The organism is Streptomyces sp. NPDC005574 (assembly GCF_040605435.1).
In the GTDB taxonomy this organism is placed as follows: Bacteria; Actinomycetota; Actinomycetes; order Streptomycetales; family Streptomycetaceae; genus Streptomyces.
This window is the reverse complement of sequence record NZ_JBEXCW010000008.1, coordinates 130,483-155,164: the sequence shown is the minus strand read 5'-3', so window position 1 is coordinate 155,164 and position 24,682 is coordinate 130,483. Positions and strand designations below refer to the sequence as shown.

At 72.9% G+C, this 24,682-nt stretch carries 24 protein-coding genes, 1 pseudogene and 1 riboswitch; of the genes and pseudogenes, 11 read left to right on the top strand and 14 right to left on the bottom strand.

What is annotated here, in order from left to right:
* Positions 1-31: 31 nt before the first annotated feature.
* On the top strand, positions 32-1,033 hold the full coding sequence (locus ABZT03_RS08910) for a Ku protein (protein ID WP_356035520.1): 1,002 nt from the start codon (positions 32-34) through the stop codon (positions 1,031-1,033).
* Between the two features lie 358 nt (positions 1,034-1,391).
* Here the strand turns inward: ABZT03_RS08910 and ABZT03_RS08905 are convergent, their stop codons facing one another.
* Positions 1,392-2,378, bottom strand: a complete 987-nt coding sequence (locus tag ABZT03_RS08905) for an AraC family transcriptional regulator (RefSeq protein ID WP_356035518.1) — start codon at positions 2,376-2,378, stop codon at positions 1,392-1,394.
* Between the two features lie 546 nt (positions 2,379-2,924).
* Here ABZT03_RS08905 and ABZT03_RS08900 point away from each other — a divergent pair.
* Positions 2,925-3,326 carry a hypothetical protein gene (locus ABZT03_RS08900; protein WP_356035515.1) on the top strand — a complete coding sequence of 134 codons (402 nt, stop codon included), beginning with the start codon at positions 2,925-2,927 and terminating at the stop codon, positions 3,324-3,326.
* 36 nt (positions 3,327-3,362) lie between these two features.
* On the opposite strand, the gene ABZT03_RS08895 is transcribed toward ABZT03_RS08900, so the two are convergent.
* From ABZT03_RS08895 to ABZT03_RS08885, 3 genes are all read right to left on the bottom strand, one after another.
* Positions 3,363-5,201, bottom strand: coding sequence for a glycoside hydrolase family 15 protein (locus ABZT03_RS08895; protein ID WP_356035512.1), 1,839 nt, complete (start codon positions 5,199-5,201; stop codon positions 3,363-3,365).
* A 97-nt stretch (positions 5,202-5,298) separates the two neighbouring features.
* The gene (locus ABZT03_RS08890; RefSeq protein WP_356035508.1) at positions 5,299-5,787 is read right to left on the bottom strand and encodes a VOC family protein; all 489 of its coding nucleotides are present in this window, start codon (positions 5,785-5,787) and stop codon (positions 5,299-5,301) included.
* A gap of 130 nt (positions 5,788-5,917) precedes the next feature.
* Positions 5,918-6,583, bottom strand: a complete 666-nt coding sequence (locus tag ABZT03_RS08885) for a histidine phosphatase family protein (protein WP_356035506.1) — start codon at positions 6,581-6,583, stop codon at positions 5,918-5,920.
* A 120-nt stretch (positions 6,584-6,703) separates the two neighbouring features.
* Positions 6,704-6,846: riboswitch (cobalamin riboswitch) on the top strand.
* A gap of 34 nt (positions 6,847-6,880) precedes the next feature.
* Here ABZT03_RS08885 and ABZT03_RS08880 point away from each other — a divergent pair.
* On the top strand, positions 6,881-7,102 hold the full coding sequence (locus ABZT03_RS08880; protein ID WP_356035503.1) for a CbtB-domain containing protein: 222 nt from the start codon (positions 6,881-6,883) through the stop codon (positions 7,100-7,102).
* A gap of 25 nt (positions 7,103-7,127) precedes the next feature.
* Positions 7,128-7,892 carry a CbtA family protein gene (locus ABZT03_RS08875; protein ID WP_356035500.1) on the top strand — a complete coding sequence of 255 codons (765 nt, stop codon included), beginning with the start codon at positions 7,128-7,130 and terminating at the stop codon, positions 7,890-7,892.
* A gap of 96 nt (positions 7,893-7,988) precedes the next feature.
* Here the strand turns inward: ABZT03_RS08875 and ABZT03_RS08870 are convergent, their stop codons facing one another.
* Positions 7,989-8,489 carry a GNAT family N-acetyltransferase gene (locus ABZT03_RS08870; RefSeq protein ID WP_356035497.1) on the bottom strand — a complete coding sequence of 167 codons (501 nt, stop codon included), beginning with the start codon at positions 8,487-8,489 and terminating at the stop codon, positions 7,989-7,991.
* A 244-nt stretch (positions 8,490-8,733) separates the two neighbouring features.
* Between ABZT03_RS08870 and ABZT03_RS08865 the strand changes: the two genes are divergently transcribed.
* Together ABZT03_RS08865 and ABZT03_RS08860 are read left to right on the top strand one after the other, a co-directional pair.
* Positions 8,734-8,955 (top strand): hypothetical protein, encoded by a 222-nt coding sequence (locus ABZT03_RS08865; RefSeq protein ID WP_356035494.1) that lies wholly within the window; start codon positions 8,734-8,736, stop codon positions 8,953-8,955.
* A 276-nt stretch (positions 8,956-9,231) separates the two neighbouring features.
* A complete protein-coding gene (locus ABZT03_RS08860) occupies positions 9,232-10,530 on the top strand; it encodes an MFS transporter (RefSeq protein WP_356035491.1) in 1,299 nt (432 codons plus the stop codon).
* 236 nt (positions 10,531-10,766) lie between these two features.
* Here the strand turns inward: ABZT03_RS08860 and ABZT03_RS08855 are convergent, their stop codons facing one another.
* The 5 genes and pseudogenes from ABZT03_RS08855 to ABZT03_RS08835 form a co-directional block, all read right to left on the bottom strand.
* Positions 10,767-11,483, bottom strand: coding sequence for a DUF1775 domain-containing protein (locus tag ABZT03_RS08855; RefSeq protein ID WP_356035489.1), 717 nt, complete (start codon positions 11,481-11,483; stop codon positions 10,767-10,769).
* Positions 11,484-11,538: 55 nt separating this feature from the next.
* On the bottom strand, positions 11,539-12,228 hold the full coding sequence (locus ABZT03_RS08850; protein WP_356035487.1) for a hypothetical protein: 690 nt from the start codon (positions 12,226-12,228) through the stop codon (positions 11,539-11,541).
* Between the two features lie 198 nt (positions 12,229-12,426).
* A complete protein-coding gene (locus ABZT03_RS08845) occupies positions 12,427-13,449 on the bottom strand; it encodes a macro domain-containing protein (RefSeq protein WP_356035483.1) in 1,023 nt (340 codons plus the stop codon).
* A gap of 117 nt (positions 13,450-13,566) precedes the next feature.
* Positions 13,567-14,440: pseudogene (locus ABZT03_RS08840) on the bottom strand (SDR family oxidoreductase).
* A gap of 41 nt (positions 14,441-14,481) precedes the next feature.
* Complete coding sequence (locus ABZT03_RS08835) at positions 14,482-15,387, bottom strand: NAD-dependent protein deacetylase of SIR2 family (protein WP_356035480.1); 906 nt, start codon at positions 15,385-15,387, stop codon at positions 14,482-14,484.
* A gap of 104 nt (positions 15,388-15,491) precedes the next feature.
* Here ABZT03_RS08835 and ABZT03_RS08830 point away from each other — a divergent pair, with 104 nt between their 5' ends.
* Together ABZT03_RS08830 and ABZT03_RS08825 are read left to right on the top strand one after the other, a co-directional pair.
* Positions 15,492-16,451, top strand: a complete 960-nt coding sequence (locus tag ABZT03_RS08830; RefSeq protein ID WP_356035478.1) for an AraC family transcriptional regulator — start codon at positions 15,492-15,494, stop codon at positions 16,449-16,451.
* A gap of 192 nt (positions 16,452-16,643) precedes the next feature.
* Complete coding sequence (locus ABZT03_RS08825) at positions 16,644-18,140, top strand: glycoside hydrolase family 43 protein (protein WP_356035475.1); 1,497 nt, start codon at positions 16,644-16,646, stop codon at positions 18,138-18,140.
* Positions 18,141-18,239: 99 nt separating this feature from the next.
* Here the strand turns inward: ABZT03_RS08825 and ABZT03_RS08820 are convergent, their stop codons facing one another.
* The 3 genes from ABZT03_RS08820 to ABZT03_RS08810 all read right to left on the bottom strand — a co-directional run bounded on the left by ABZT03_RS08820 (position 18,240) and on the right by ABZT03_RS08810 (position 20,158).
* Positions 18,240-18,674 (bottom strand): nuclear transport factor 2 family protein, encoded by a 435-nt coding sequence (locus ABZT03_RS08820; protein WP_356035472.1) that lies wholly within the window; start codon positions 18,672-18,674, stop codon positions 18,240-18,242.
* Complete coding sequence (locus ABZT03_RS08815; RefSeq protein WP_356035470.1) at positions 18,665-19,471, bottom strand: MBL fold metallo-hydrolase; 807 nt, start codon at positions 19,469-19,471, stop codon at positions 18,665-18,667. Before ABZT03_RS08815 ends, ABZT03_RS08820 begins: the two co-directional genes overlap by 10 nt.
* Positions 19,472-19,663: 192 nt before the next feature.
* Positions 19,664-20,158, bottom strand: a complete 495-nt coding sequence (locus ABZT03_RS08810) for a MarR family transcriptional regulator (protein ID WP_356035467.1) — start codon at positions 20,156-20,158, stop codon at positions 19,664-19,666.
* Positions 20,159-20,367: 209 nt separating this feature from the next.
* Between ABZT03_RS08810 and ABZT03_RS08805 the strand changes: the two genes are divergently transcribed.
* The 3 genes from ABZT03_RS08805 (at position 20,368) to ABZT03_RS08795 (ending at position 23,681) form a co-directional block, all read left to right on the top strand.
* A complete protein-coding gene (locus tag ABZT03_RS08805; RefSeq protein ID WP_356035464.1) occupies positions 20,368-21,735 on the top strand; it encodes a histidine kinase in 1,368 nt (455 codons plus the stop codon).
* 804 nt (positions 21,736-22,539) lie between these two features.
* On the top strand, positions 22,540-23,370 hold the full coding sequence (locus ABZT03_RS08800; RefSeq protein ID WP_356035461.1) for an MHYT domain-containing protein: 831 nt from the start codon (positions 22,540-22,542) through the stop codon (positions 23,368-23,370).
* Between the two features lie 161 nt (positions 23,371-23,531).
* Positions 23,532-23,681, top strand: a complete 150-nt coding sequence (locus ABZT03_RS08795; RefSeq protein ID WP_356035458.1) for a hypothetical protein — start codon at positions 23,532-23,534, stop codon at positions 23,679-23,681.
* Between the two features lie 54 nt (positions 23,682-23,735).
* On the opposite strand, the gene ABZT03_RS08790 is transcribed toward ABZT03_RS08795, so the two are convergent.
* Positions 23,736-24,674, bottom strand: coding sequence for a sigma-70 family RNA polymerase sigma factor (locus ABZT03_RS08790; RefSeq protein ID WP_356035455.1), 939 nt, complete (start codon positions 24,672-24,674; stop codon positions 23,736-23,738).
* Positions 24,675-24,682: the final 8 nt, after the last annotated feature.

Below are 24,682 nucleotides of genomic sequence, written 5' to 3'. Positions count from 1 at the left end.
GTGCTGCTCGGGGCTATCGCGGAGGTCTGCCATGCCCCGAACCGTCTGGTCCGGCGCCATCAGCTTCGGCCTGGTCACGGTGCCGATCCACGTGCAGTCGGCACGGGAGGACCACTCGATCCGGTTCCACCAGTACCACCTGGCCGACATGGGCCGGGTCCGCACCCGGAAGGTGTGCGAGGTGGAGGACCGTGAGCTGTCGAACGCGGAGATCGGCAAGGGGTACGAGTACTCCAAGGACCTGGTCATCCCCATCAGCGACGAGGACCTCAGCAACCTGCCGCTGCCGACGGCGAAGGCGATCGAGATCGAGGCGTTCGTGCCGCTGCGGTCCATCGACCCGCTCCGGATCGGGGAGGGCTACTACCTCGCGCCGGACGGGCAGGTCGCCGCGAAGCCGTACAAGCTGCTGCGCCAGGCGCTGGCGCGCTCCTCGAAGGTGGCCATCGCGAAGTACGCCTGGTCGGGCCGCGAGCGGCTGGGACTGCTGCGGGTGCGTGAGGACGCCATCGTGCTGCACGCGATGCGCTGGCCGGACGAGATCCGGGACCCCTCGGAGCTGCTGCCGCCACCGGTGGAGCTGAGCGAGGAGGAGATCGACGGCGCCCTCGCGCTCATGGACAGCATGAGCCGTGAGGATCTGGACGGGCCCGAGTTCCAGGACGCGTACACAGAGGCCGTCGCGAAGATCATCGAGGCGAAGCGGGAGGACCGTGAGCTGCCCGCGGTGGCGGAGCCGGAGAAGCCGGGCCAGGTCCTGGACCTCATGGCCGCCCTCACGCAGTCCGTGGAGAAGGCCAGGTCCTCCCGCGGCGAGAGCGGGCACGCCGAGGGCAAGCACGCCGACGTGCACGAGCTGCCGAAGAAGAAGTCGGCGGCCAAGAAGACGACGGCGAAGAAGACGGCCGCGGCGAAGAAGCCGACGGCGGCCAAGAAGACGACCGCGGCGAAGAAGACGGCGGCGGCGAAGAAGCAGCCGGCCAAGAAGACCGCAGCGAAGAAGTCCTCGGGGCGCCGCCCGCGCAGCGCGTGATCACCCCGAGACGCCGACTTCGCAGCGCGGTGAGCAACCCGCACGCCGACCGCGCGGCGCGCGGGCCCCCCCACGCCGACCGCGCGGCGCGCGAGCGGCTTCCGGCGCCGGTGTGGACGCAACGTCAAGAAACTGTGCATCGACCGTCAACGACAGCCGGACGCCGGTCGGGCATTCTCGATCTTGCGTACACGGGGGGCGGCTTCGGCCGCGCGACTGCTCCCCTCCGCCCTGGTGGCGGGGAGCGCGGGGGAGGGACGGATGTCCTCACCGGGCCGTTGATCCTGAGGCCCGGTGGGGGCGCTGTCCGCCCCTGCGACCGGCGGTGCGGCGGCCGACACCGGGGGCCGGCCGGCGTCTACCCTCGCTCCGGCAACGCCTCGCCTCGGTACTCCTTGGGCGAGACCCCGTAGGCCGTGCGGAAGGCGCGGGTGAAGTCGGAGGCGTGGACGAAACCCCAGCGTGCCGCCACGGCGTGGATGGGCGTGGTGCGCAGCGAGGGGTCGGCCAGGTCGCGGCAGGCGCCCGCCAGGCGCTGACCCCGGATGCAGGCCGCGACCGTCTCGCCGGGCGACTCCTGCTGGAAGATGCGGTGCAGGTAGCTGACGGAGATGTGGTGGGCCGCGGCGATCATGGGCGGCGACAGCTCCCGATCGTGCAGATGGCGCCGGATGAACGTCCGCACACCCTCCACCGTGACCACCCGGCGCGTCTCCTGGGGCAGCGCGGTCTCCGCGTCGAGCAGCCGGCCGAACCAGGCGGACAGCAGGTCGAGGACGACCGTGCCCAGGCGGGGCGCGTCGGAGGGCGTGAGGGTGTCGGCCTGCCGGTCCAGGCCGACGAGGAAGTCCGTCAGCAGCGCGCCGACGCCGTCCCGGCCCGGCAGCCGCCGGCCCAGCAACTCCCGCACCCGGTGCGGCGGCAGGGGCAGCAGCGCCTTGGGGAAGTCGACCGCCACCCCCTTCACCGGACGGCGTTCACGGTCGTCCGTCGAGCGCAGGTCGTACGGCTGTGAGCTCTCGGCCAGGTGCAGGTCACGCGGGCCGAACGTGTCGGTCCGGCCGGCGTGGTCGAGAGCCAGCCGTCCTTCGAGCAGCAGCGTCAGGTGATACGTCTCGGGATCGGACTGGCGCACCATGCGTGTGTTCCGCCTGTACCGCGACGGCAGGAACGACGCCGACCACACCGCCACCGGCCCCAGCTCCATCAGCCGGTACTCCGCCCAGAAGTCGGCGGCGTGCGCGCTGGCGATGTCACTGGAGCGGGTCTGGCCGATCACTTCCCACCAGGAGTCGAACCGGTGCTCCGCAGGTATGTCCGCTGTTCGGAACACCGTCCCGATCATTGAGTTCATCCCCGATTCACGCGCCGACAGCCTCCTCCGCATCCTTCCACGCGGAGATCATCCGCATTCCGTCGGGTGCGTCACGCCGGGTCCGCCCGGCTGTCAACGGGGGAGGGGGAGCAGGGGCGGTCCCCCCGCCCGCCGGTCAGGCGGCGTACTGGTGGGTGGGGTAGGTCGGACATCCCGCGTCGCCGCCCTGATGGCCGCGGCCCGGGCCCACCGCGACGCCCGCCCGGCGGCCTGACCCGGACCGCCCGCCGGCGCCCTCGCCGACCGACCGGGCCCGCCGGCTCGCCGCCGAACAGTCCCGCCGCCGACCGCCGACCGCCGACCGCCGACCGCCGACCGGCGACCGGTGCCCGTGCGGGCAATGAGTGAGATGCCGCTTCGACCGTGGAGGCGTAGCGTCGGATTGGACGTTCGGATTGGACATCGCGAGACAGGCGCACCTCATCGGACGTCGCCGACCCGGTCATCGCGGCCTTCCCGCGCTGAGCAGCGACCGATCGGCAACCGAGTGAAGAACATGGGAAGCGAGGCAGGCAGATGACTGCCATACATCCGTCTCGTAGGTCCGCGTCGCAGGCGTGGGCTACGGGCCTGACGGCGTTCGCCGCCGTCATGCTGTCACTCGCCGGCGTGCTCGCGGTCTTCCGCGGCATCATGGCGATCGCGAACGACGACGTGTTCGTCAGCACCCCCAACTACGTCTTCCAGTTCGACCTCACCGGCTGGGGCTGGATCCATCTCGCGCTCGGCGTGGTCGCCCTGGGCGTCAGCGTGGGACTGTTCCGGGAGGCGATGTGGGCGCGCGTCGCGGGTGTGGCCATCGCCGCGTTCGTCATCATCGCGAACTTCCTCTCCCTCCCGTACTACCCGGTGTGGTCCGTCATCATGATCGCGATGTCCGCGTTCGTGATCTGGGCCCTGTGCGTCGTCCGCGACTAGCTCCTTCGAGTGGGGCCTGCTTCCTCGGATCCGTCCTCATCGCCCGTCGATGGCCGTATCCAGGGTGATGGCCGCGTCGATCAGCGCGAGATGCGTGAACGCCTGCGGAAAGTTGCCCAGTTGGCGTCCTGTGGGGTCGATCTCCTCGGAGTACAGGCCCAGATGGTTGGCGTACCCCATCATCTTCTCGAACACCAGGCGCGCCTTGTCGGTGCGTCCCGCGCGGGCCAGCGCGTCGACGTACATGAAGGTGCACAGCGAGAACGTGCCCTCCGAGCCGCGAAGGCCGTCGGGGGAGGCCCCGGGGTCGTAGCGGTAGACCAGGCTGTCGCTGACGAGTTCCTCCTCCATGGCGTCGAGCGTCGAGATCCACATCGGATCGTCGGGCGTGACGAAGCCGACCGTCGCCATCCGCAGCAGCGACGAGTCGAGCACGTCACTGCCGTAGTGCTGGACGAACGCCTGACGGTTTCCGCTCCATCCCCTGCTGAGGACCTGGCGGTAGATGTCGTCGCGTGCGGCGAGCCAGCGCGCGGCCGCTGCGGGCCGCCCGTTCGCCTCGGCGAGCCGCAGCGCGCGGTCGAAGGCCACCCAGGACATGACACGGCCGTAGGTGAAGTGCTTGCGGCCGCCGCGGGTCTCCCACAGTCCTTCCCCGGCCTGGTCCCAGTGGTCGGCCAGCCAGTCCAGGTCGGTCAGCAGCGACGTCCAGCCGTGGTGCCCCAGCCGGATTCCGTGCCGGTGCGCGAAGTACATGCTGTCCAGCGCCTCGCCGTAGATGTCCAACTGGAGTTGCGTGGCGGCGCCGTTGCCGATCCGTACCGGCGACGAACCCGCGTAGCCCTCCCAGTGGTCGAGGAGTTGCTCCTCCAAATCCGAGGAGCCGTCGACCCTGTACATGATGTTCAGCGGTCCGGAGTCGCCGTCGCTGCCCGCCCGTTCCTTCACCCGCGCCGCCAGCCACACGAGGAACCGCTTGGCCTCCTCGGTGAAGCCGAGCCCCAGCAGCGCGTACACGGAGAAGGAGGCGTCGCGGATCCAGGTGAAGCGGTAGTCCCAGTTGCGCTCCCCGCCCAACTGCTCGGGCAGCGCCGCCGTCGGCGCGGCCACCAGGGCACCGCTCGGGGCGTAGGTCATCAGCTTCAGCGTGATCGCGGACCGTTCCACCGTCTCGCGCCAGCGCCCCGAGTACTGCGACTGCGCGAGCCACGCGCGCCAGAAGCCGACGCTCTGCTCGAACATGCCCTGGTACTCGCTGAGACGGACCTCGCGGGGCGGCCCCTCGGCCCCCCACTCCAGGACCAGACCGCGCTGTTGTCCCGCCTGGAGGGTCAGGGTGAAGTGCAGGTCCTGCTGCCGGTCCAGGAGCAGGTCCAGCAGCCGGTCGTCCTCCGGCTCGCGCACCGGGTGCACGGTCAGCCGCGTACCGTCGTCCGCCGCGAACACCGCGCCGTGCTCGCTGAGATGCAGCCGGTGGTCATGGCGGCCGTAGTCGAACCGGGGGGCCACCTCGATGTCGAAGGTCATGGTCCCCCGCACACAGCGGACCATGCGCACCAGCCGGTGCCGGGGCGTGGCCGTCGTGCCCGTCACGGGCATGAAGTCGAGGACCTCCCCGGCGCCCGCCTCGGTCATGAACCGGGTGACCAGGATCGCCGTGTCCGGGAGGTACATCTGCTTCGTCGCGTACGATCCGCTCCTCGGCCGGACGGTGCAGTGCCCGCCCTTGTCCTTGTCCAGCAGCGCGCCGAACACGCGGGGCGAGTCGAAGCGGGGGAGGCACAGCCAGTCGACGGTCCCGTCCGTCGTGACCAGTGCGGCGGTCTGCAGGTCACCGAGCAGGCCGTGGTTCTCGATCAGCGGGTAGTCCTGCATCGGGCGAGCCCCTCTCGGTCGCCGGCGACCCGGATGCCCCCCGTTCGGCCCATTCAGCCTAGGACGAAGATCCTCGTTCGGCGCGGCGGGAGGTTCCTCACGGCGCGGGCGTCGCGAGGCGGCGGCGGAGTTCGTCCTCCGCGACCTCCTCCTTGTGGGTCAGGAACACCCACACGTGCCCCGAGGGGTCCTTGAGGACGGCGGTGCGGTCGCCGTGGAACATGTCCTGCGGCGGCTGGAGGATCTCGGCACCCGCGGCGGCGGCGCGCTCCGCGAGGCCGTCGACGTCCGGCACGAAGACGTGCAGCGCGACGGACGTGCTGCCGCCGAGGGCGGTCGGTGGGGCGAAGGGGGACGCCTCCGGCCCGTCCGGGCCGGCGTCGCCCAGCATCAGGACCGACCGCCCGACGGTGACCTCGGCGTGCAGGATCCCGCCGCCGGGAGCATCGAGCCTGAAGTCCTCGCGGGCGCCGAACGCCCGCCGGTAGAAGTCGATCGCCGAGGCCGCGTCGTCGACCATGATGTGCGGGACGACGGAGTAGCGGTAGCGGTCGGGGATGTCGGCGCGCACTGAGTCCTCGGCCATGACGAACCTCCCTGCTCGGACCGCCGGTCTGCTCCCGCGGCACTGCGGGCACGCTACGAACTCAAGCCCGGTTGAGGTCAATCGCGGCAGCACACCGCGGCCCACCCGGCGAGGCCGCTCGGCCCTGACATCAGGCGCCCGGTCCCTCTCGCGGGGGCTTCCGCCGCCGACAGGGGGTCGGCTCGGGCGGCTGCATCGCGTCCGCCCGCCGGGCCTCGCCCACCCCCGGCGCGCCCAGGGGCTCCCCGATCCGCACGTTCCAGCGTCCCGCACGCCCGCTGACCGTGACCGCGGTCAACGGCGGTACGTCGACGCGCCAGAACGCCGGCTCGGGCGCCCCGAGGATCCGTACCACGACGGCTCGTACGATCTCCGGCTCCACCACCGCCACCGTGCGGCCCGCGGCCTCCGCGGCGGACCCCAGCCACGCCGTCACGCGGTCGCACAACTCCCGTACCGACTCACCGCCGTGCGGGGCGGCGGACGGGTCGGTCATCCAGCTCACCAGCGCCTCCGGCTCCTGCGCGCCGACCTCGCCGAGGGTGCGGCCCTGCCAGCGGCCCACGCGGAGCCCGGCCAGATCCGGCACGGCAGAGGCGTCCAGGCCGAGGGCCGACGCCGTCTGCGCGCAGCGCACGGTGGGGGAGGCCACCGCGCGGTCTGGGCGGCGGAAGGCGCCCTCGGCCGAGCGGGCCCGGGCCGCCCCGGCCTCGTCGAGCGGGCAGCCGTCGTCGAAACGCGCCTCGCGCAGCGACCGGCTGACGGCGGGTGAGATCAACGTCACTCGGCTTGTCATGTGCCTGCTCTCATGGTCAACAAAGCGTTCGCCGCACGGAATTGCCGGCCCCCGAACGCGGCCGGCACGCCCCCGGTGGCGCCACGCGCCCTTGGCCGCACCCCCGCGACGCGGTACGTTCTCGAAGATATCGACGACGGTACTGCGGAAGCCGGTGGGAATCCGGCACGGTCGCGCCACTGTGAGTCCGGTACCGGCCGCCCCGACACGGGGTGGCGGACGCCGGGCGAGTCAGACCCGTGGCCGTCGTCCTGTGCACCACCGAGCCGGGACGCGAGTTCCCCAGGAGGTCCTGCCATGGCGCAGTCCACCGTCCAGCCCAGCGCTGCCCCCACCACCCTCCCCGCCAAACTGCCGATCGGCGCGATCGCGCCCTGGGCGGTCTTCTTCGGCGTCCTCATGCTGGTGCTCCTCTACTTCGTCGGCGCCGAGCAGGGCGCCACCTCCGTGGTGAGCGGTGAGAACGTCCACGAGTGGGTGCACGACGCCCGCCACCTCCTCGGCTTCCCCTGCCACTGACGGCCGAGCCGGAGCGCATCAGCCCATGAACTCGGCAACCGTCAGAAACCTCCTGGTCCGCGGCATGCTGGCGGGCCTCGCCGCCGGCCTGCTCGCCCTCGTCGTCGCCTACTTCCTGGGCGAGCCCCGCGTGGACTCGGCCATCGCCTACGAGGAGGCGCACTCCCACGAGCACGGCATGGAAGCCGTCAGCCGTTCCATGCAGTCCACCGGCGGCCTGAGCACCGGAGTACTGCTCTACGGCGTCGCGTTCGGCGGCATCGCCGCCCTCGCGTACTGCTTCGCGCTCGGCCGGATCGGCCGCTTCGGGCCGCGCGCGAGCGCGCTGCTCCTGGCCGCCGCGGGGCTGGTCGCGGTCTACGTCGTACCGTTCCTCAAGTACCCGGCCAACCCGCCGTCCGTCGGCGACCCGGACACCATCGGGAAGCGCACCACGCTGTACTTCCTGATGATGCTGCTCAGTGTGCTGCTGGCCGTCGCCACCGTCATCCTCGGCAAGCGGCTCGCACCACGCCTCGGCACCTGGAACGCGACCCTGTCCGCGGGCGCGTTCTTCGGCCTCGCCGTCGGACTCGCGTACGCGTTCCTGCCGGCGGTCAACGAAGTCCCCAACGACTTCTCGGCGACGTTGCTGTGGCAGTTCCGTCTCGCGGCACTCGCCATCCAGCTGACCCTGTGGACCGCCTTCGGGCTGCTCTTCGGCGTACTCGCGGAACGCGTCCTGTCGCCCGGGGCCACGGTCCCCGCGGCCGAGGGCACGGGAACGCGAGCCGCTCGCGTACCGCACTGAGGCATCCTCCGCCGAGGCGGACACCGTGGTCCGGCCCGGCACACCCCGTGCGGGACCGGACCGAGGTGTTTTCCGGTGCTCTGCGACGGGCCGGGCCTACGGCCGGAGCGCGAGATCGCGCTGATACCAGGTGCCCTGCTTACCGCCGAGGTCGGCCGGCTCTGCGGGACCGACCGGGACGAACTCGGCCTTGACCAGCACTTTTCGGGACGCGACATTGTCGCGGGCGGTGGCCGCCCGCAGCGTGCGCAACCCGTGCTGCGCCGCCGCCAGCCGGCACAGTTCCCGCACGGTCGCGGTCGCCACGCCACGACCGGCGACGTGCTGCGCGACCCGGTAACCGAGTACGGCGGTGCCGTCCTCGAGGTCGTACAGATTGAACCGGCCCAGCACCGAGCCGTCCCCGGCGACGAGCACGTGGAAGGCGCAGACGCCGGCCTCCTGCTCGGCCAGCAGGGCGCCGAACCGGTCGGTGAACTGGTCGAAGAACTCGTCGCCGCGGTCGGAGACGGAGGCGGCGAAGTAGCCGCGGTTCGCCAGCTCGAAGGCCAGGACCGCCGGGGCATGGCCGGCATGCAGCCGCTTCAGCTCGGGCACCGCCCCACTTTATCCGGGGGGTGCGCTGGGGCCGACTGGGTTTCCGCGCCGGCCGACAGGCGCCTGCGGCGGAGCCGGGCCCGCTCGCGGTGCTGTGCCTGGTCGCCTGGAAGGTACCCGTCACCGGCGACGAGGGCGGCTGGACCGCCGCCTGGTACACCGTCGGCTTCCTCGCGGTCGCGGCGGTCTCCGCGACGCTCGTCACGGGCTCGAACTCTGCCGCGACGGAGGCCCCGCACGGCTTTTGTCCCTGTCTCCGCTCACCTGGACGGGCCGCAGCCTCAGCTACGGCATGTACTTGTGGCACTACCCGATCGTGCGCCTGCCGGCCTCCTTCGGCGTGCGGGACGCCCGCCTGTCGGCCACGGTCGTACCGGCCACCGCCATGGCCCTCTTGTCCTACGCCGTCATCGAGGCCCCCTCCAACGCCGAGCCCGCGGCCCGCGAGTGTCACGATCTACCCTGACCACCGCACCGGGAGCGGGCACGGCAAGCGAAGCCGCTACGGCGGACACGTGCGGCAAGTCGGCGTAGGCGGCGCCGGGTTGGGCGGTGGCCGGTCCGTCGATGACCTGGTGCCCGTGAATCGTGCGCACCGGATCGTGCGCCAGGGGCCTTGGTGAGTCGGTGTTCCAGGGCAGCGCCAATGACCATGCGCCACGAGGTCATCCACTCCGCGTCGACGCCCAGTTGTTCGGCGATACAGTCCCGGCCGGGGATCCGACAGGGGAGTTGGTGGGCGGTGACGGACGTTGCGGGGGAGCTGGAAGGTGCCGGGGTGGGGGCTGGTGGTTCCGGGTTGTGGGGGCAGCGGGACTTCGTGTTGTTGTGGAGCGGTCAGACGGTCAGTGAGATGGGCTCGGCTGTCACCCAGGTCGCTCTGCCGCTCGTCGCGGTTGTCGTACTGGAGGCCAGCACGTTCCAGGTCGGGCTTCTGACCGCCGCGGCCACGCTGGCGTTCGCCCTGATCGCGCTGCCCGCGGGCGCGCTCGTGGACCGTGGCTCCAAACGCTCCATCATGATCGTCTGTGACGTCCTCCGGCTGCTGATCATCGGTTCGGTGCCGCTGGCGGCCGCCTTCGGCGCCCTGACGATGGCGCAGCTCTACGTCGTCGCTGTCGCGGCCGGCGTGTGCACGGTGTTCTTCGACGTCTCGTACCAGAGTTACGTGCCCTCGCTCGTCCGTCCCGATCTCCGGATGGACGCCAACGGCAAGCTGGGGACCACCCAGGCGTTCGCACAACTCGGGGGACCCGGTCTCGGCGGTGGACTGTTCGCGGCGTTCGGCGCCGCCGGCGCGATGACGGCCGACGCGCTCTCCTACGCGGTGTCGGTCCTCTCCCTGTCCGGGATCAGGACACGCGAGGTGCCGCCGCCCGCGCGGCGCGAGGGCGAGACGTTGCGGAGCCGGATCGCCGAGGGACTGCGATTCGTCGCCGGGCACAGGATCCTGCGGATGGTCGTGGCGTGCACGGCCACCGCCAACCTGTTCTCCGGCATGACGTCGGCGCTGGCCATGGTCTTCCTCGTCCGGGTGCTGCACGTGGCTCCCGCGCTGACCGGGCTGATCATGGCGGCCTCGGCGCTGGGCGGGATCGCCGGAGGAGTGTTCGCCGGCCGGCTCGCCAGGTGGATCGGCTCGGCGCGGATCATCTGGGTGTCCATGCTGGTGTTCAGCGCTCCGCAGGTCGTCGCGGTGGCGGCCTGGCGAGGATGGGGCGTGCTGCTGTTCCCGCTGGGCTGGGCCGTCGCCTACTTCTCCGGGATGGTCTACAACGTCGCCCAGCTCAGCTACCGGCAGTCGGTGACTCCGCCCGAGCTGATGGGCCGTATGAACGCGGCCGTCCGCTGGGTCGTGTGGGGCACGCTGCCGCTCGGCGGCGTCCTCGGCGGGGCACTCGGCACGCTGATCGGGGTGCGGCCCACACTGTGGCTAGCCGCCGTCGGTACGTGGGCGGCCGGCTGGTTCGTCTTCTTCTCCCCGCTCCGCCACCTCCGCGACGTCCCCCAACCCACTCCCACGCCCGTTGCCCCGAGTTGACGCGTTGCGCCCGCGCGCCCGCGGCTCACGCTGCGTCCCGGTGGGCGAGATGGCCGTCCCGAATTCGCCAGTAGCGCTGGTGTGGGGTCAGTTGCCCCGTCTCCTCGGCCGCGACGGCCCGAGTGACCCGCTCGCGCGGTCGCGGGAGGGCGGAGGCCCGGAGAAGGCGGCGGACGGCGGCGCGCTCCGTCCCGCCGCCCCCCGGCCGAGGGGTGGCGGTGGGGAGAGCCTCGGGGCTACTGCCGGGCGGTGACTCGGCGGCGTACGAGACAGAGGGCGGCGCCCGCCACGACGACCACCGCGGCGCCGATCCCGATCCAGGCGCCGGCGGACAGGCCGCCGTCCTCGTCCTCCTCCTCGGCCTGGGCCGTGGGTGAGGCCGAGGGCTCGGTCGCCTCGGGCGTGGGCGGCACGGCTGCCGACTCGCCGGCCGTGGGGGAGGGGCCGACCGGCTTCGCGCCGGGTGCGGCGGCCCTCAACTTGAGGACCGGCGCCGGGTTTTCGCTGTTCTCGTCGAGGCCGATCCAGCGGTCCACGCGGTCGTCGCTGTAGGTCTGCAGCGTCTTGAACGTCAGCTCCTTCGCGTCGGGAAGCTGCTTGACGACGATGGAGTACGTGGCGTTCTCGCCCGCGTCGAGCTCCGGACCTCCGACGGTGTAGCCGTCGTCACCGGCGGTGAACTTCCAGCCCTTGGGCCCCTCGCCGTAGGTCACGTCGGCGGGTGCGATGCCCTCGGGCAGGACCACGCGCACCTTGACGACTCCGGCGCTGTCGGACTCCGACTCGGCGTCGAAGCTGATCTCGGCGTTCTCGGCGAGGGCCTGGGGCTTGTCGGACTCGACCTCGACGTGGGCGGAGGCCGGCCCGGCGACAAGGAGGACCGCGGTGGCGGTCGCCGCCGTCACCAGGGCCAGGCGGTGGGCGACGCGGTGCGTGTGCGGAGCGGGTGACATGGGTGTCTCCAGGCATGGGGGAGCCGGGGTCGGCTCTACGACCGGCCCGGCGAGGTCAGATGGCGGGGGTGAGCCCCGCCCAGGGAGGGCCCCGCCGTACGACCACGTCCGCGCACACCGCCACCCGGAAGGGCGGCCGGTCGAGCCAGGCCGGGACGAGCGCCGGCACCCCGGAGGACGCGGGCGCGGCGCGCCACGTCAGCAGTGCCCAGGCCGTGGCGATGCGTGCGCGCGCCGCGTCCACCACGTCGACGGCATGTGTGAGACCACGCGCCAGTGACCAGCACGCGGTGTCCGCGCGGTGCAGCAGCACCGCGACGAGCACGGCCGCGGCGACGTGGACGGCCGACATCGTCAGGGAGTCGTGGAGCCGTCCGTGCCACACCGGATGCGTGTTCATGGCGTGGTGCGTGTGCGCCGGCATGGGCTCGCCCAGGCCCCCGGACCTCACGGCGTGCGAATCGTGTGCGTGCGTGGTCGAGAGCAGCGCGTGCAGTCCCAGCTGGGCGGCGCCGCACACCGCCACGACGGTCGCCGTCGAACGCCGGCGCCTGGCGCCCACGAGCCCCACGGCGAAGAGCACCGCGGCTGCCGCCGCGCCGTGCCGCCACGGCATCGACGCCTCGGTGACCACGTGGTGGGCGCTCACCCCGAGGACCGTCCCGACGAGCGCGAACACCGCCGCCCGCACAACGGGCAGCGGGGCGTGGCGTGTCGGCGTACGGGAGGTGCTGGGCGTGGTCATGGCCTGCCCATCATCGGGCATCCCCCGGCCAGGTCGAAGGCGGGATCCCTTAAGAGGTGACTCGTCCGGAATCTCGTTGCCCTGCGCGGGGATTCGCCATTCCCCTCAGTGCCCTGACATCCGACAGGGCGGGGCTCGGGCGCCGGGCCCACGGCCATGTCCTCACCGCTGCTCACGTGTTGACACCGCCCGGCCGAACTACCGCCTGCGGAGCGGCCCTTCACGATCGTCTCGCCGCTCGGTCCACTCCTCGAGGGCGTGGCGGTGGGCGCGTTCGTCGTCGTCCCCGAACACGGTGAACACGACGCGGTCGAACCGGCCGGGGTGCGCTTCGAGCCAGTCGGCGACGGTGGAAAGGGCCACGGTCGCGGCCTCGTCCTTGGGGTAGCCGAAGACGCCGGTGCTCACGGCGCTGAACGCGAGCGTGCGGATCGTGTCCACCTCGGCGGCCAGGTCCAGGCAGGACCGGTAGGCGGAGGCCAGCGCCCGGGCGTCGTTCGTGCGGGGACGGCCGTCGACGACCGGGCCGACGGTGTGCAGGACGTACCGGGCCGGCAGGTGGTAACCCCGGGTGATCTTGGCGGTGCCGGTCGGCTCGGGGGTGTCTTGCAGGGCGATGACCGTGGCGCAGTCGTCGCGCAGCCGGGGCCCGGCCGCGCTGTGGAGCGCGTTGTCGACGCACGGGTGCCGGGGGCGGAAGCAGCCGAGCAGCGCGCTGTTCGCGGCGTTGACGACGGCGTCCGAGGCCAGGGTGGTGAGGTCTCCCCGCCACAGCGTGGTCCGGCCGGCCGCCGGGTAGGCGGAGCGCGGGAACTCGTCCTCGATCGTGGGGAGCCGGGCCGCCGTGAAGGACGGTCGGGATCGCCGTTCCGCGCCGAGTACGCCGTCCAGTGCCTCCCGCACCCCCTCGGGCAGCGGGCCGGGTTCGCGGACGTTCAGCAGTGCGCGCAGTGTCCGCCGGGCGGTCACCGCGTCGGTGCCGGTCAGGTCCCGCAGGGATGCGGCCCGCAGACCGAGTCGGTCCACTGCCCGGTCGTCACTGAGCAGTGCCAGGGCCGACCGCACCTGCCGGTCGATCCGGTCGGGTGCGGCAGGAGGCGCCGACGCCTCGAACGGGTCGTCGAGAGCGATCGCGGCCCGGTACGCGCTCAGCGGCAGCCCCGGTCGCCGCGCCGCCTCCCGCACGGTGAGGTCGCTGGTCTGTGCCCGCGAAGAGGTCATGTCGGCTCCAGGAGGGGGCGGTCGGTGGCGGGGAGGTGGCGGTGGTCCGGGGCTCGGGGGCGGGGCGGCCGTAGGGGCGGGGTGCCCCCGAGGACCGTACGGGGGCGGTGCGGGCCTTCAGCCCCGGCCGGGCTGCCGGGTGGCGCGGACGACGTCGGCGAGGGAGGTGGCGGGGTGGCCCGTGAGGCGGGGTACGGCGTCGCTGACCCCGTCGAGCGCACCGGCCGCGATGGCCGTGTAGGTGGACACCCAGGCGTCGAGCTGCCACTGCGGCGCGCCGTAGGAGGCGCGGGAGGCGTACGCCTCCTCGACCGTCTCGGGCCGGTAGGTGACGGTGCGGCCCAGTTCCTCGGACACGATCGCGGCCGCCTCGTCCAGCGTCAGGGACTCCGGCCCGGTCAGGTCGTAGATTGCGCCCGCGTGGTCGGCGGGGTGGGTCAGGACCGCGGTGGCGGCGTCGGCGATGTCCTCCTGGCCGACGAACGCGGCGCTGCCCGGCGGGACCGCGGATGACGCCGTCCTCGCCGGCGAGATCGGGCACGAACTCCGCGTACATGTTGTCCCGGAGGAACGTGTACGCCAGGCCGCTCGCCCGGATGTGCTCCTCGGTGTGGAAGTGGTCGCGCGCCAGGGTGAACGTGGCGTCGGGGGCCGCGCCGAAGAAGGAGATGTACACGAGGTGCCGTACGCCGGCCGCGGCGGCGGCGTCCACGAACCGCTTGTGCAGGGTGAGCCGGTCGGCGCTCTCGGAGGCGGACACCATGAGGAGGGTGTCGACACCGGTGAGGGCGTCGGTCGAGGCGGCACGGTCGCCGTAGTCACCGCGGACAGCGGTCGCCCCCTTCAGGTGCGGGGCACGTTCGGGGCGGCGGACCACCAGCTTCTGCGGGATGTCCCGCTCGGCGAGGCGCTGGGCGACACGGGCGCCGAGACGTCCGGTGGAGCCGGTGACCGCGATCGTGGGGGCGGGTGCGTCGGACATGATGTGCATCGCTTCCTGTGGTGGGGAGGGCCGCGTTCCGTGGCTGCCCGTCAGGGGGTGAGCCCGCTCAGGAACCGGTCCGCCCCGAAGGGCACGGACAGGGCCCGGTCGCCGAGGTCCGCGGGAACCTCGGGGTGGTCCGGGTTGACGCGGACCAGGCGGGCCCGCGGCGTGTGGCGCACCAGGTTCTCCATGGGCCGGCGGATCACACCCGGAGTATTGAACCCGGCGCCGATTTCGAGGACGAGCACCATGCTGTCCTCGGGCGCGCCGTCGAGCCACCCGGCCAGCCGGTGCCCGGCCGGCAGGTAGGCGTCGTCCACGAACTCCGGGCCGACCCGGACGTTGGGGAACACGTCGGCGCCGCAGCGGGGGCAGCGCGGCAGGGCGGCGGGGTCGGTGACGCGGCCGCTCTCGCGGTCGTAGGCGGCGAGGACCCGGTCGAGGAACGGCTTGCTGTCCCACGTCCCGCGGGTGCACGGCACGGTGCACTGGAGGCGGCCGTAGTCGCCCTGCGGGGTGAAGACACGGTCCGCCGCGAAGCCGCCGCGGACGAAGAGGGCGTCGACGTTGGACGTCATCACCCAGTGGTCGCGGTCGCCCACGACGGCCCGCAGGTGCTGGTAGAGGGCGTTCGGGCCGGGGCCGTGGCGGATGTCGTCGATGTGGACGGCCCAGTAGCCCCACATCATGTCCTCGGGCAGGGGGACGCCGAGCAGGTACCGGGAGCGCAGGCCCAGTCGGTGCAACGCCGGCAACAGTTGCCTGAAGCGCTCGGTGTCGCCGTAGTCGTAGCCGGCCGCCGCGCTCAGGCCCGCGCCGGCGGCGACGAGTACGCGGTCCGCGTCGCGCAGCCACGCCCGGAACGTCTCGCGGCTGCCTGCCAAGGTGTCGCCTGGGCCGCCGAGGCCGCGGGCGCCGCCGGTGTCACGGATGTCGCTCGTCGGGCTCACCACGCGCTCGTCCTCTCCGGTTTCCGCCGTCACGGCGCCTTGTGCTCGCCGGCGCCACCACCAACGTACGAGGCGGACGACAGGGGAGCCGGATACAGTTCCGACTGATGATGGTCAAAAACCGACACGCCTCGTCGCCGGAGATCCCCGAGGTTCTTTTCGCCGCGCCGGCGGGCACCCCCGCCGGCATCGAGGTGATGTCGCTGGCCGACCTGCGCGAGCGTTTCCACGGCCGCACCCCCGACCGTCCGCAGCGCCCCGACTTCCACCACCTGATCGGCCTCACCGCGGGCGGCCTCCGGCACACCGTCGACTTCACCGGACACACCCTCGCGCCCGGTTCCTGGCTGTGGGTGCGCCCGGGGCAGGTGCACCAGTGGGGCGACCTCACGGGGGCCGAGGGCACGCTGATCCTCTTCCAGCAGGACGTCCTGGACGCGGCCACCGCCACGGCCGCCCGTCTCGACGACCCGTACGCCCCCGTCGCCGGCACGCCCGACCGCGACGACGCCGAGGCACTGGACCTGGCCGCGCGGCACCTGAGCCGCGAGTTCCAGGCACTGGGCCAACTGCCCCTGGACGTACACCTGATGGCGCTGCGGCACCTGCTGGCCGTCCTCGTGCTGCGCCTGGCCCACCTCACGGCCCCCGTCGGCCCCGCGCCGGCGCCGGACGAGACGTATCTGCGGTTCCGGGACGCGCTGGAACGGCACTTCACCCGCACGCGGCGCGTCGAGGACTACGCCGGCATGCTCGGCTACTCCGCCCGCACCCTCGCCCGGGCGACGCTCGCCACCGCGGGGCTCAGCGCCAAGGAGTTCGTCGACCGCCGTGTGGTCCTGGAGGCCAAGCGGCTGCTGGCGCACGGCGACCGGACCGCGGCCCAGATCGCCGACCAGCTCGGCTTCGCCCATCCCTCGCAGTTCGGCAAGTACTTCACGCACCGGACCGGACGGTCACCGATCGACTTCCGCGACGCGGTACGGGGGCGCGGCGAGGGAACCGGCGCGTCGACCGCCGCCCGCCAGGACCCGACCACGCCACTGACGCGCGGCGGTCGTGCGTAGGACCACTGCGTAGGACCACTGCCTGGGACCGCCGCGTACGACTCCTGTACCGGGCGGCGCCGGACGGTCAGAATGATCAGACGGCCGCCCGGCGAGCCGGCGGCCGGCGGACCCCTCCGTCCACGCCCCGCATCCGTCCACGCCCCACCCGTGCACGCCAGTCAGCGAAAGGACGACACCAGGGTGTCGAGCATGCCCGAGACGGGCGCCACCGTCAGCAACCCCGTGATCCCCGGCTTCCACCCCGACCCGAGTGTCTGCCGGGTCGGCGAGGACTACTACGCCGCCTGCTCCAGCTTCGAGTACTTCCCCGGCATCCCCCTCTTCCACAGCCGGGACCTGGTGCACTGGACGCAGATCGGCAACGCGCTCGACCGGCCGAGCCAGTTGCGACTCCCGCTGGACGCGCCGTCTTCGGGAGGGATCTACGCACCCACCCTGCGCCACCACGACGGCCGCTTCTGGCTGATCGTCACCAACGTCAGCGCCGACGGCAACCTGCTGTTCACGGCCACCGATCCGGCGGGCCCCTGGTCCGATCCCGTCCGGCTGCCCGGCGTGCACGGCATCGACCCCGACATCGCCTGGGACGAGGACGGCACCTGCTGGTGCACCGTCGCCGGGGTGGCGCAGGTGGCCATCGATCCCCGCACCGGGGAGACCCTGGGCCCCTCCCGCCGGCTCTGGTCCGGCACCCCCGGCGCCAAGGCCCCGGAAGCCCCGCACCTTTACCGGATCGGCGACCACTGGTACCTGCTCATCGCCGAGGGCGGCACCGAGCGCTGCCACGGCGTCTCCGTCGCCCGCGCCCGCACACCCGACGGCCCCTTCGAGCCGTGCCCGGACAACCCGGTCCTCACCCACCGCGGCACCGACCGTCCGATCCAGAACACCGGCCACGCGGACCTGGTCCAGGGGCCCGACGGTTCGTGGTGGATGGTGCTGCTCGGCGTGCGGCCCGGCGGCGGCTCCCCGGGGTGGCACGTCATCGGCCGGGAGACGTTCCTCGTACCGGTCGACTGGGTCGACGGCTGGCCGGTCGTCGGCGACCTCTCCACCGACCTCCCGGCGCCTTCCTGGCCCCTGCACCCCGGCCCGTCCGTTCCGGGCCGGGACGACTTCGACCTCGGTGAACTGGCCCCGCACTGGGTCTCCGTGCGGCGGCGGCCGGCGGAGGACTGCACCACGAAGGAGCGCGCCGGCTGGCTGACCCTGCGCGCCCGCGGCCGGTCCCTCGACGACGCCGACGTGACGTTCGCCGGCCGGCGCCAGCAGCACCTCTCCTGCCGGGTGCGCGCGCTGATCGACGTGTCGGAAGGGTCCGGGGGCCTGGCCGTCCGCCTCGACGAGCAGCACCACTACGACGTCGAGGCGTCGTCCGGCGAGGTGCGCGTGCGGGCCCGCATCGGCCCGCTGAGCACGGTCGTCGCGTCCCGGCCGACGCCACCAGGTCCCGTGGTGCTCCGCGTCGAGGTGGCAGCCGTGCAGGGCGTGAACGACCCGCGCTCCGGCCCGGACACCGTCACCGTCGGCTTCGAGGAACCCGACGGGACCTTCGTCGCGCTCGCCTCGCTCGACGGCCGGTACCTGTCCACGGAGGTCGCGGGCGGCTTCACCGGCCGTGTCATCGGCATGTACGCGGCATCCGGCTCGGCGCACTTCGACTGGTTCGCCTACGAGCCGCTCTGACCGAACGGTCCGACCCCTCCGCCCCGGCGCCGGCGGTCTGATCCCGGGCCGGCGGCACCCGGGCTCCCCGGGACGTCCACCGGTCTCGTGGCCGTTCCGTCAGCCGGTCATGGCGTCGCGGACGAGCGCGGTGTCGACGAACTGCTCGAAGCGGGCGATGGGTCCGCCGCGTACGACGAAGTGGTGGGCGACGCGGACGTCGATCGGCTTCCCGGTCGCCGCGTTGACGGCGGTGTAGCGCGCGAGGACGACGACGTTCTCACCGTCGACCACGTACGTGTCGTCGTGCGCGGTCCAGTCCTCCCAGTCCGCGCCCAGCCTCTCCATCACGTGGGAGGTGACGCCCTCGGGGGTGCGGTAGGTGCCGGTCAGCGGGAAGCCGGCCATCTCCGTCCATTCGACGTCCGGAGCCAGAGTGGCCCTGAGCGCCGCCAGATCTCCGGCCGCGGAGGCGAGGTACTGGCGCCGTACGACGTCGGCGGGGGCGGTGGAGACCGCGAAGTCGGTGCCTTCGTGCGTCATGGTCAGCCCCACGTCATCTCGCCCTTGGCGACCTTGGCGCCGATCTGGGCGGCGATCAGCATGCCGTGGTCGGGATACCGCGCGACGAGCGCTTCGGTGAGCGCGGCACCGTCGGCGGCCTTGGCCAGCTCCTCCTCGAAGGCGACCAGGTACGCACGGGTGTTGCCGATGGCTCCGGCGTCCGCCGGCGCGCCCGGAAGACGGTGTCCGGGGACCACCAGAAGCGGGTCGAGGGCGGCCATCTCGTCCAGCAGGTCGATCCAGGAGGCGCGGTCGCCCGGGGCGGGGGTGTCGGCGACCCAGACGTGTTCCTGCTGGAACACCAGGACGCCGCCGAGGATGGCGCGCTGCTCCGCCTGCCAGAGGTAGTGACGGTCGGGCAGTCCGGCCGGGCCGCCCCGGAGCTCGAAGCGGTGGCCTTCCAGGGTGAGGTCGCCGGTCAGCGGTTCGAGGTCGACGAGGCGGGTGGGCAGGTTCGGGCCGAGGGCCTGCCAGGCCTTCAGCTTGCCCTCGTAGGAGTGCTTGACGTGCTCGATGACCAGGGGGGTGGCGACGAAACGCGCGTCGGGGAAGGCGTCGGCGACGACTTCGGCACCGAAGTAGAAGTCGGGGTCGGCGTGGCTGACGAACACGGTGGTCAGCCGCTTGCCGGAGTCGAGGATCTCGGCGACCAGGCGGTGGCCGTCGGCGCGGGTGAAGGCGGCGTCGACCAGCAGCGCCTCGCTCTCGCCGGTGACGAGGGTGGCCGTCTTGTTCTTGCTGCCTGCGGGGAAGTCGAGGTCGAGAACCTTGAAGGAGAGGGTGCTCATGGAGTGCTCCTTGAGGGGGACGAAAGGAGTGTGCGGACGCCGGCCGGGCCCGTGGGGCGACCCCGGCGCGAACGCTTTACCTGACTGCACAGTATCTGACCAGTCAGATGATTATCCAGTCGTGCACCGTGCGTCTCACCCGTGTCTCACCTGTGCCGCCCCGGGCCGCTCACGAGGCCGGGGCGCGCCCGCTCACGGCAGGCGGGGCAGGACGTCCCGAGCCGCGTGGCTGAGGATGCGCAGGTCCTCCGCGAAGCGCTCGCGATCCTCGGCGGGCAGCGGGTCCAAGAAGTAGCGCCTGATGTTCTCCAGATGCACTCCGGAGGCGCGCACCGCGGTCTCGGCCCCCAGCGGCGTGAGCCGTACGAGCCGCCCGCGCCGGTCGCCGGGCGCCTCGGTGCGCTCGACCAGGCCGGCCGCCTCCATCCGGTCCACGAGCCGTGTCGCACCCCCGGTCGTCAGAACCTGCTCCTGGGCGATCGCCCGCATCGGCAGCCCCGGCTCACCGGCCCGCCCGAGGATCAGCAGCACCTCGAACGTGAGGTGGCTGATCCCGCACTCCTCCTCCAGCGCCCGCCCCAGGATGTACTCCAGCCGGTTGGCGGCGCCCTGCAGCCGGCCGAAGGCCAGGATCAGCCGGTGATCCGCCGCCTCCTTGGCCGTCGTGATGTCCGCTCCCTCGCTCACGGCCCCGCCGCCTTTCTGGTCGCCTCCGGCACGGTCGCCTCCGGCACGAAGGTATCGATCATGCCCTGCGGACAGGATGGCGGGCGGCACTTCCGGCATCGCCGGTCGCTGACCGACAGGTCCGGGGCGAGGATGTCCGACGAACGTCGGGGGTGCCGGTGGCCGTTCGTCGCGGGCGGGGGCTCGTCCCGCCTCCCTACGATGGGACGGTGGATTCGGGACCGGGACGCGGTGTGCCGTGGTGGATCGAGGCGGCGGCGGTGGTGGTTCTGGCGTCGCTGTCCCTGCTGGAGGGGTTGCGGTCGGCCGGTGACACCCTGGCCGACCCCGCCCCGTGGCTGGCGGTGGCCGCCGCGGCCGCGGTCGTCGGGCGGCCCCGCTTCCCGCGGGCGGTGGCGGGCCTGGCGCTCGCCGCGGTCGCCCTGGGCTCGCTGTTCCCGCTGCTGGTCACGCTGTATCACTACTCCTCGCGGGACCGGCTGCGCGCGGTGTGGGTGTGCCTGGGCATCGCCCTGGGCGCGGGGTTGCCCTGGTTCGCCGTCGCGGCGGCTCTCGGCCGCCCCCTCCACGGGGGACGGCTGAGCACCTGGACCAGCGGCGGTGTCGTCAATGTCGTGCTGGTCGGTCTGGCCCTGGCCCTCGGCATGTGGGCGGGCAGCCGGCGCAGACTGCTGCACGCGCTGACGGAGCAGGTGGCACAGCTGCGCGTGGAGCGCGAACTGCGCGCCGGGCAGGAGCGGTTGGCGGAGCGGGCCCGGATCGCCCGCGAGATGCACGACGTCCTGGCCCACCGGCTCAGCCTGCTGGTGCTGCACGCCGGGGTGCTGCAACGGCGAGCCGAGGGGATGCCGCCGGCGGCGGCGGAGCGCGTCGGCCTGTTGAGGGACACGGCCGCACGCGCCCTGGACGACCTGCGTGAGGTGCTGGGCGTTCTCCGCGCCGACACGCTCTCCCGCCCCGAAACGCCCTCCCGCCCCGACACGCTCTCCCGCGCCGACACGCTCTCCAGGGCGGGCGGTTCGCCCGCGGTCGGCGCGGGCGGCTCCCCTGCGGTCGGCGCGACGGCTGCCGAGGCGCCGGCCCTGCAGGACCTGACCGAGCTGCTCGCCGAGGCACGGGCCGCCGGTCAGGTGATCGACGCGGTGGTCTCCGGTGACGAGGGGAGCGCCCCGACCAGTCACCGGCTGGCCGTGCACCGGCTCGTGCGCGAGGCCCTCACCAACGCCCGTAAGCACGCTCGTGAGGCGCCCGTCGCGGTGCGCGTGCACTACGGTCCGCCGGCCACCACGGTGGAGGTCGTCAACGGGCCCGCCGCGGACGCCGGGAGTGCCGGGAGCTTCCCGACGGGTGAAGGCTCGTTCGGGGCCGCGGCCGGCGCGGGGCCCGGCGGCTACGGCCTCGTCGGTCTGACGGAGCGGGTCACGGCACTGGGCGGCCACCTGCACGCCGGTTCCTCCGGGGCAAGCTGGCGGCTCGCCGCCCGGCTGCCCACACCGTCGCCCGCCCGTCCTGCGGCGCCCACGTCGCCGTCGGTCCCGGCCGGACCCGGCGACGAGACGTCGCCCTCGGACGCGTGACAGCCCGCCGACCGGCACCGGACGCGGCTCAGGAGCCCGGACGCAGTCCAGCCGGCCGGGGGCGGAGTCACCCTTGACCTCGGCGAAGTGCGGGTTCGACCGTTCAGTGAACGGGCCGGCTGGAAAAGGGCGTTGAGGGCCGAGAGGGCGGTTGCGGCGGGCCGCGCGGCGGCCTCCCCGCGGCGCGTCGTGGACGTGCTCCCCAGAGGCCGCCGTTTCGAGGGCGGCACGAGCGCTGTGCGTGTCGTCCGGCACCGCGGTGGCCCGGCGGCCCCGGGTGCGTTCCGTTCTGTGGCCGAGAGGGCGACGTATCAATTGGACGTGCTCCCCAGAGGCCGCCGTTTCGAGGGCGGCACGAGCGCTGTGCGTGTCGTCCGGCACCGCGGTGGCCCGGCGGCCCCGGGTGCGTTCCCTTCTGTGGCCGAGAGGGCGACGTGTCAATTCGGCGAATGATTGCGCGCAATGTGGAGAAACGGTGTGCAGTGTGTGATTGAATCCTGCACAACTCGGCCAGGTGGCTCGATCTGATACCCGGCTCCCCGTGCTCTGCTGCCCCGGCAGAACTGCCGTACATCCCGGTCACGTTCGCCGGACCGAGCCGCTCCGCACCTGTGCGGCGGTGGACGGGCGGGAGATCCGCCCTCGCCTCCGCCGCGACGCACCGCAGGTGTTCCGGCCAGGCCCTCCCCGGCCTGAGGCCCCGCGCCGGAGCACGCCCGGCACGGCCTTTTCACGGCCGGGCCGGCGCGTGCGCCCCACCGGGTCGCAGGTGCCCTTGCCGTCACGCACGTGAAGGGATCCTCCATGACCGCCACCGTCTCCAACTTCTACTACGGCGCCGTGACGCCCGTGTCCGCCTATCTCATGGCCTGTCTCGGCGCGGCACTGGGGCTGCGGTGCACCACCCGGTCGCTGCGCCGCCCGCAACGCAAAGCCGGCTGGCTGGCGCTGGGCGCCGTCTGCATCGGCTGCGGCATCTGGACCATGCACTTCATCGCCATGATCGGCTTCAGCGTGCAGGGGGCCCTGGTCGGTTACGACCCCACGAAGACCGTCCTCAGCCTCGCGGTCGCCATAGCCTTCGTCGCCGTCGGCGTGTTCCTGGTCGGCTACCGGGGCAGCTCGCCCCTGAACCTGGGCATCGCGGGCACGGTCACCGGGCTCGGGGTCGCGGCCATGCACTACCTCGGCATGGCCGCCATCCACACCAACGGCGGGCTCCGCTACGACACGGGGACGGTGGCGCTGTCGGTCGTGATCGCCGTAGTGGCGGCGACGGCGGCGCTGTGGGCTGCGGTCTCCGTTCACCGGCTGTGGGCGAGCCTGGGAGCGAGTCTGGTCATGGGGGTGGCCGTGACCGGCATGCACTACACCGGCATGGCCGCCGTCTCCGTCCACCTCACCGGGCAGGCCGAGTCCTCACAGTCGTCCACCAACCTGCTGTCCTTCCTCCTGGTGATGCTCGCCGGCCCGCTCGTCGTCCTGCTGGTCGCCGCCGTGATCGTCATGTTCGACCCGGACATGATGCTCAGCGACGACGACTGGGACCGTGCGGCGCCCGCGCCGGACGACTCCGTGAACGTCTTCTCCGACCGTCAGCCGACCCGGCCCGCGCCGCCCTACACGAGCCGGTAGCCGGCGCCCGACCGGGCGAACGGCGGCGGCAGAGAGCCGGCGAGTCCGCCCGCCCTCTGCCGCCGTCCCACGCGGCAGACATCGCCCCTTCCGCAGGCTCAGCCGTCAGCCGTCAGCCGTCAGCCGCTGGCCGCGCGCCGCCTCCCGCCGGCGGCGCGCCGATGCCTCCAGGAGACCCGCCGCCGCACCCACGATCCTGGGGTCGGGAGCCGGGCGGAGTCTTCGACATGACCACCGACCTGAGCGGTGTCCCGGCCGGCTACCAGGACGTGGCCGACGGCAGGAGCCTGAAGGTCCTCGTCAAGAACTGACCGCGACTGTAAGGGGGTTGAGGAAGATCCCCGTCGGATCGTGCGCGGCGCCGGTCACCATGCGGGGACGACCGGCGCGTCGGGTTCGTGGCGGCGCCAGGTCTCGTCGAGGCGTGTGAGCCGGGCCGGGGCGGCGATGCCCCGAAGGGACGCGACCTTTCCGTCGCTGACCTCGAACACCACGGTGCCCACGACCCGGCCCTCGACGACGGCGACGACGGCCGGGGAGCCGTTGACCAGGGCCGTATGGAGCGCGGGCGAGCCGCCGGCCAGCCGCCGCTTCGCCGGCGTGGGCCGGAAGCCGGCCCGCAGGACGGCGGCGACGCGCTCGGGCGTGTCGTACCGCAGCAGCCGCTTGGCCAGTCCGGCACCGTCGGAGACCAACGTCGCGTCGGCGGTGAGCATCGCCACCAGGCGCTCGGTACGACCCGAGGTCGCCGCGCTGAGGAACTCCTCGACGATTCTGCGCGCGGAGGCGGGGTCGACGTCGGTGCCGCCGCGACGCTCGGCGACGACCCGGCGCCGCGCCCGGTGGGCGTGTTGCTGGCTCGCGGACTCGGTGATGTCGAGGATCGCGGCGATCTCCGCGTGCGGGTACGAGAAGACCTCCCGCAGGACGTGGACGGCCCGTTCGACCGGCGAGAGGCGCTCCAGGAGGGTCAGTACGGCCAGGGACACGGATTCGCGCTGCTCGAAGGTGTCGGCCGGCCCGAGCATCGGGTCGCCTTCGAGGAGCGGCTCGGGCAGCCAGGCACCGGCGGCGCGCTCGTGGCGCGCCTGCGCCGAGCGGAGCCGGTCGAGGCAGAGGTTGGTGGCCACCTTGGTCAGCCACGCCTCCGGGACCTCGACCTGGGCGCGGTCAGCGGCCTGCCAGCGCAGAAAGGTGTCCTGCACGGCGTCCTCGGCGTCGGCGGCCGAGCCGAGCAGGCGGTACGCGAGCGAGGCCAGCCGGCCCCGGCCGGCCTCGAACCGATCGATGTCCGCGCTGTCCATTCGGGGCA

Coding starts and splice junctions, on each gene's coding strand:
- ABZT03_RS08800 (WP_356035461.1), top strand. CDS start 22,540: ATGACCGCCACCGTCTCCAACTTCTACTACGGCGCCGTGACGCCCGTG.
- ABZT03_RS08905 (WP_356035518.1), bottom strand. CDS start 2,378: ATGATCGGGACGGTGTTCCGAACAGCGGACATACCTGCGGAGCACCGG.
- ABZT03_RS08890 (WP_356035508.1), bottom strand. CDS start 5,787: ATGGCCGAGGACTCAGTGCGCGCCGACATCCCCGACCGCTACCGCTAC.
- ABZT03_RS08850 (WP_356035487.1), bottom strand. CDS start 12,228: ATGACCACGCCCAGCACCTCCCGTACGCCGACACGCCACGCCCCGCTG.
- ABZT03_RS08815 (WP_356035470.1), bottom strand. CDS start 19,471: ATGAGCACCCTCTCCTTCAAGGTTCTCGACCTCGACTTCCCCGCAGGC.
- ABZT03_RS08790 (WP_356035455.1), bottom strand. CDS start 24,674: ATGGACAGCGCGGACATCGATCGGTTCGAGGCCGGCCGGGGCCGGCTG.
- ABZT03_RS08885 (WP_356035506.1), bottom strand. CDS start 6,583: ATGACAAGCCGAGTGACGTTGATCTCACCCGCCGTCAGCCGGTCGCTG.
- ABZT03_RS08880 (WP_356035503.1), top strand. CDS start 6,881: ATGGCGCAGTCCACCGTCCAGCCCAGCGCTGCCCCCACCACCCTCCCC.
- ABZT03_RS08795 (WP_356035458.1), top strand. CDS start 23,532: ATGCCTCCAGGAGACCCGCCGCCGCACCCACGATCCTGGGGTCGGGAG.
- ABZT03_RS08855 (WP_356035489.1), bottom strand. CDS start 11,483: ATGTCACCCGCTCCGCACACGCACCGCGTCGCCCACCGCCTGGCCCTG.
- ABZT03_RS08875 (WP_356035500.1), top strand. CDS start 7,128: ATGAACTCGGCAACCGTCAGAAACCTCCTGGTCCGCGGCATGCTGGCG.
- ABZT03_RS08895 (WP_356035512.1), bottom strand. CDS start 5,201: ATGCAGGACTACCCGCTGATCGAGAACCACGGCCTGCTCGGTGACCTG.
- ABZT03_RS08845 (WP_356035483.1), bottom strand. CDS start 13,449: ATGACCTCTTCGCGGGCACAGACCAGCGACCTCACCGTGCGGGAGGCG.
- ABZT03_RS08900 (WP_356035515.1), top strand. CDS start 2,925: ATGACTGCCATACATCCGTCTCGTAGGTCCGCGTCGCAGGCGTGGGCT.
- ABZT03_RS08825 (WP_356035475.1), top strand. CDS start 16,644: ATGCCCGAGACGGGCGCCACCGTCAGCAACCCCGTGATCCCCGGCTTC.
- ABZT03_RS08830 (WP_356035478.1), top strand. CDS start 15,492: ATGATGGTCAAAAACCGACACGCCTCGTCGCCGGAGATCCCCGAGGTT.
- ABZT03_RS08910 (WP_356035520.1), top strand. CDS start 32: ATGCCCCGAACCGTCTGGTCCGGCGCCATCAGCTTCGGCCTGGTCACG.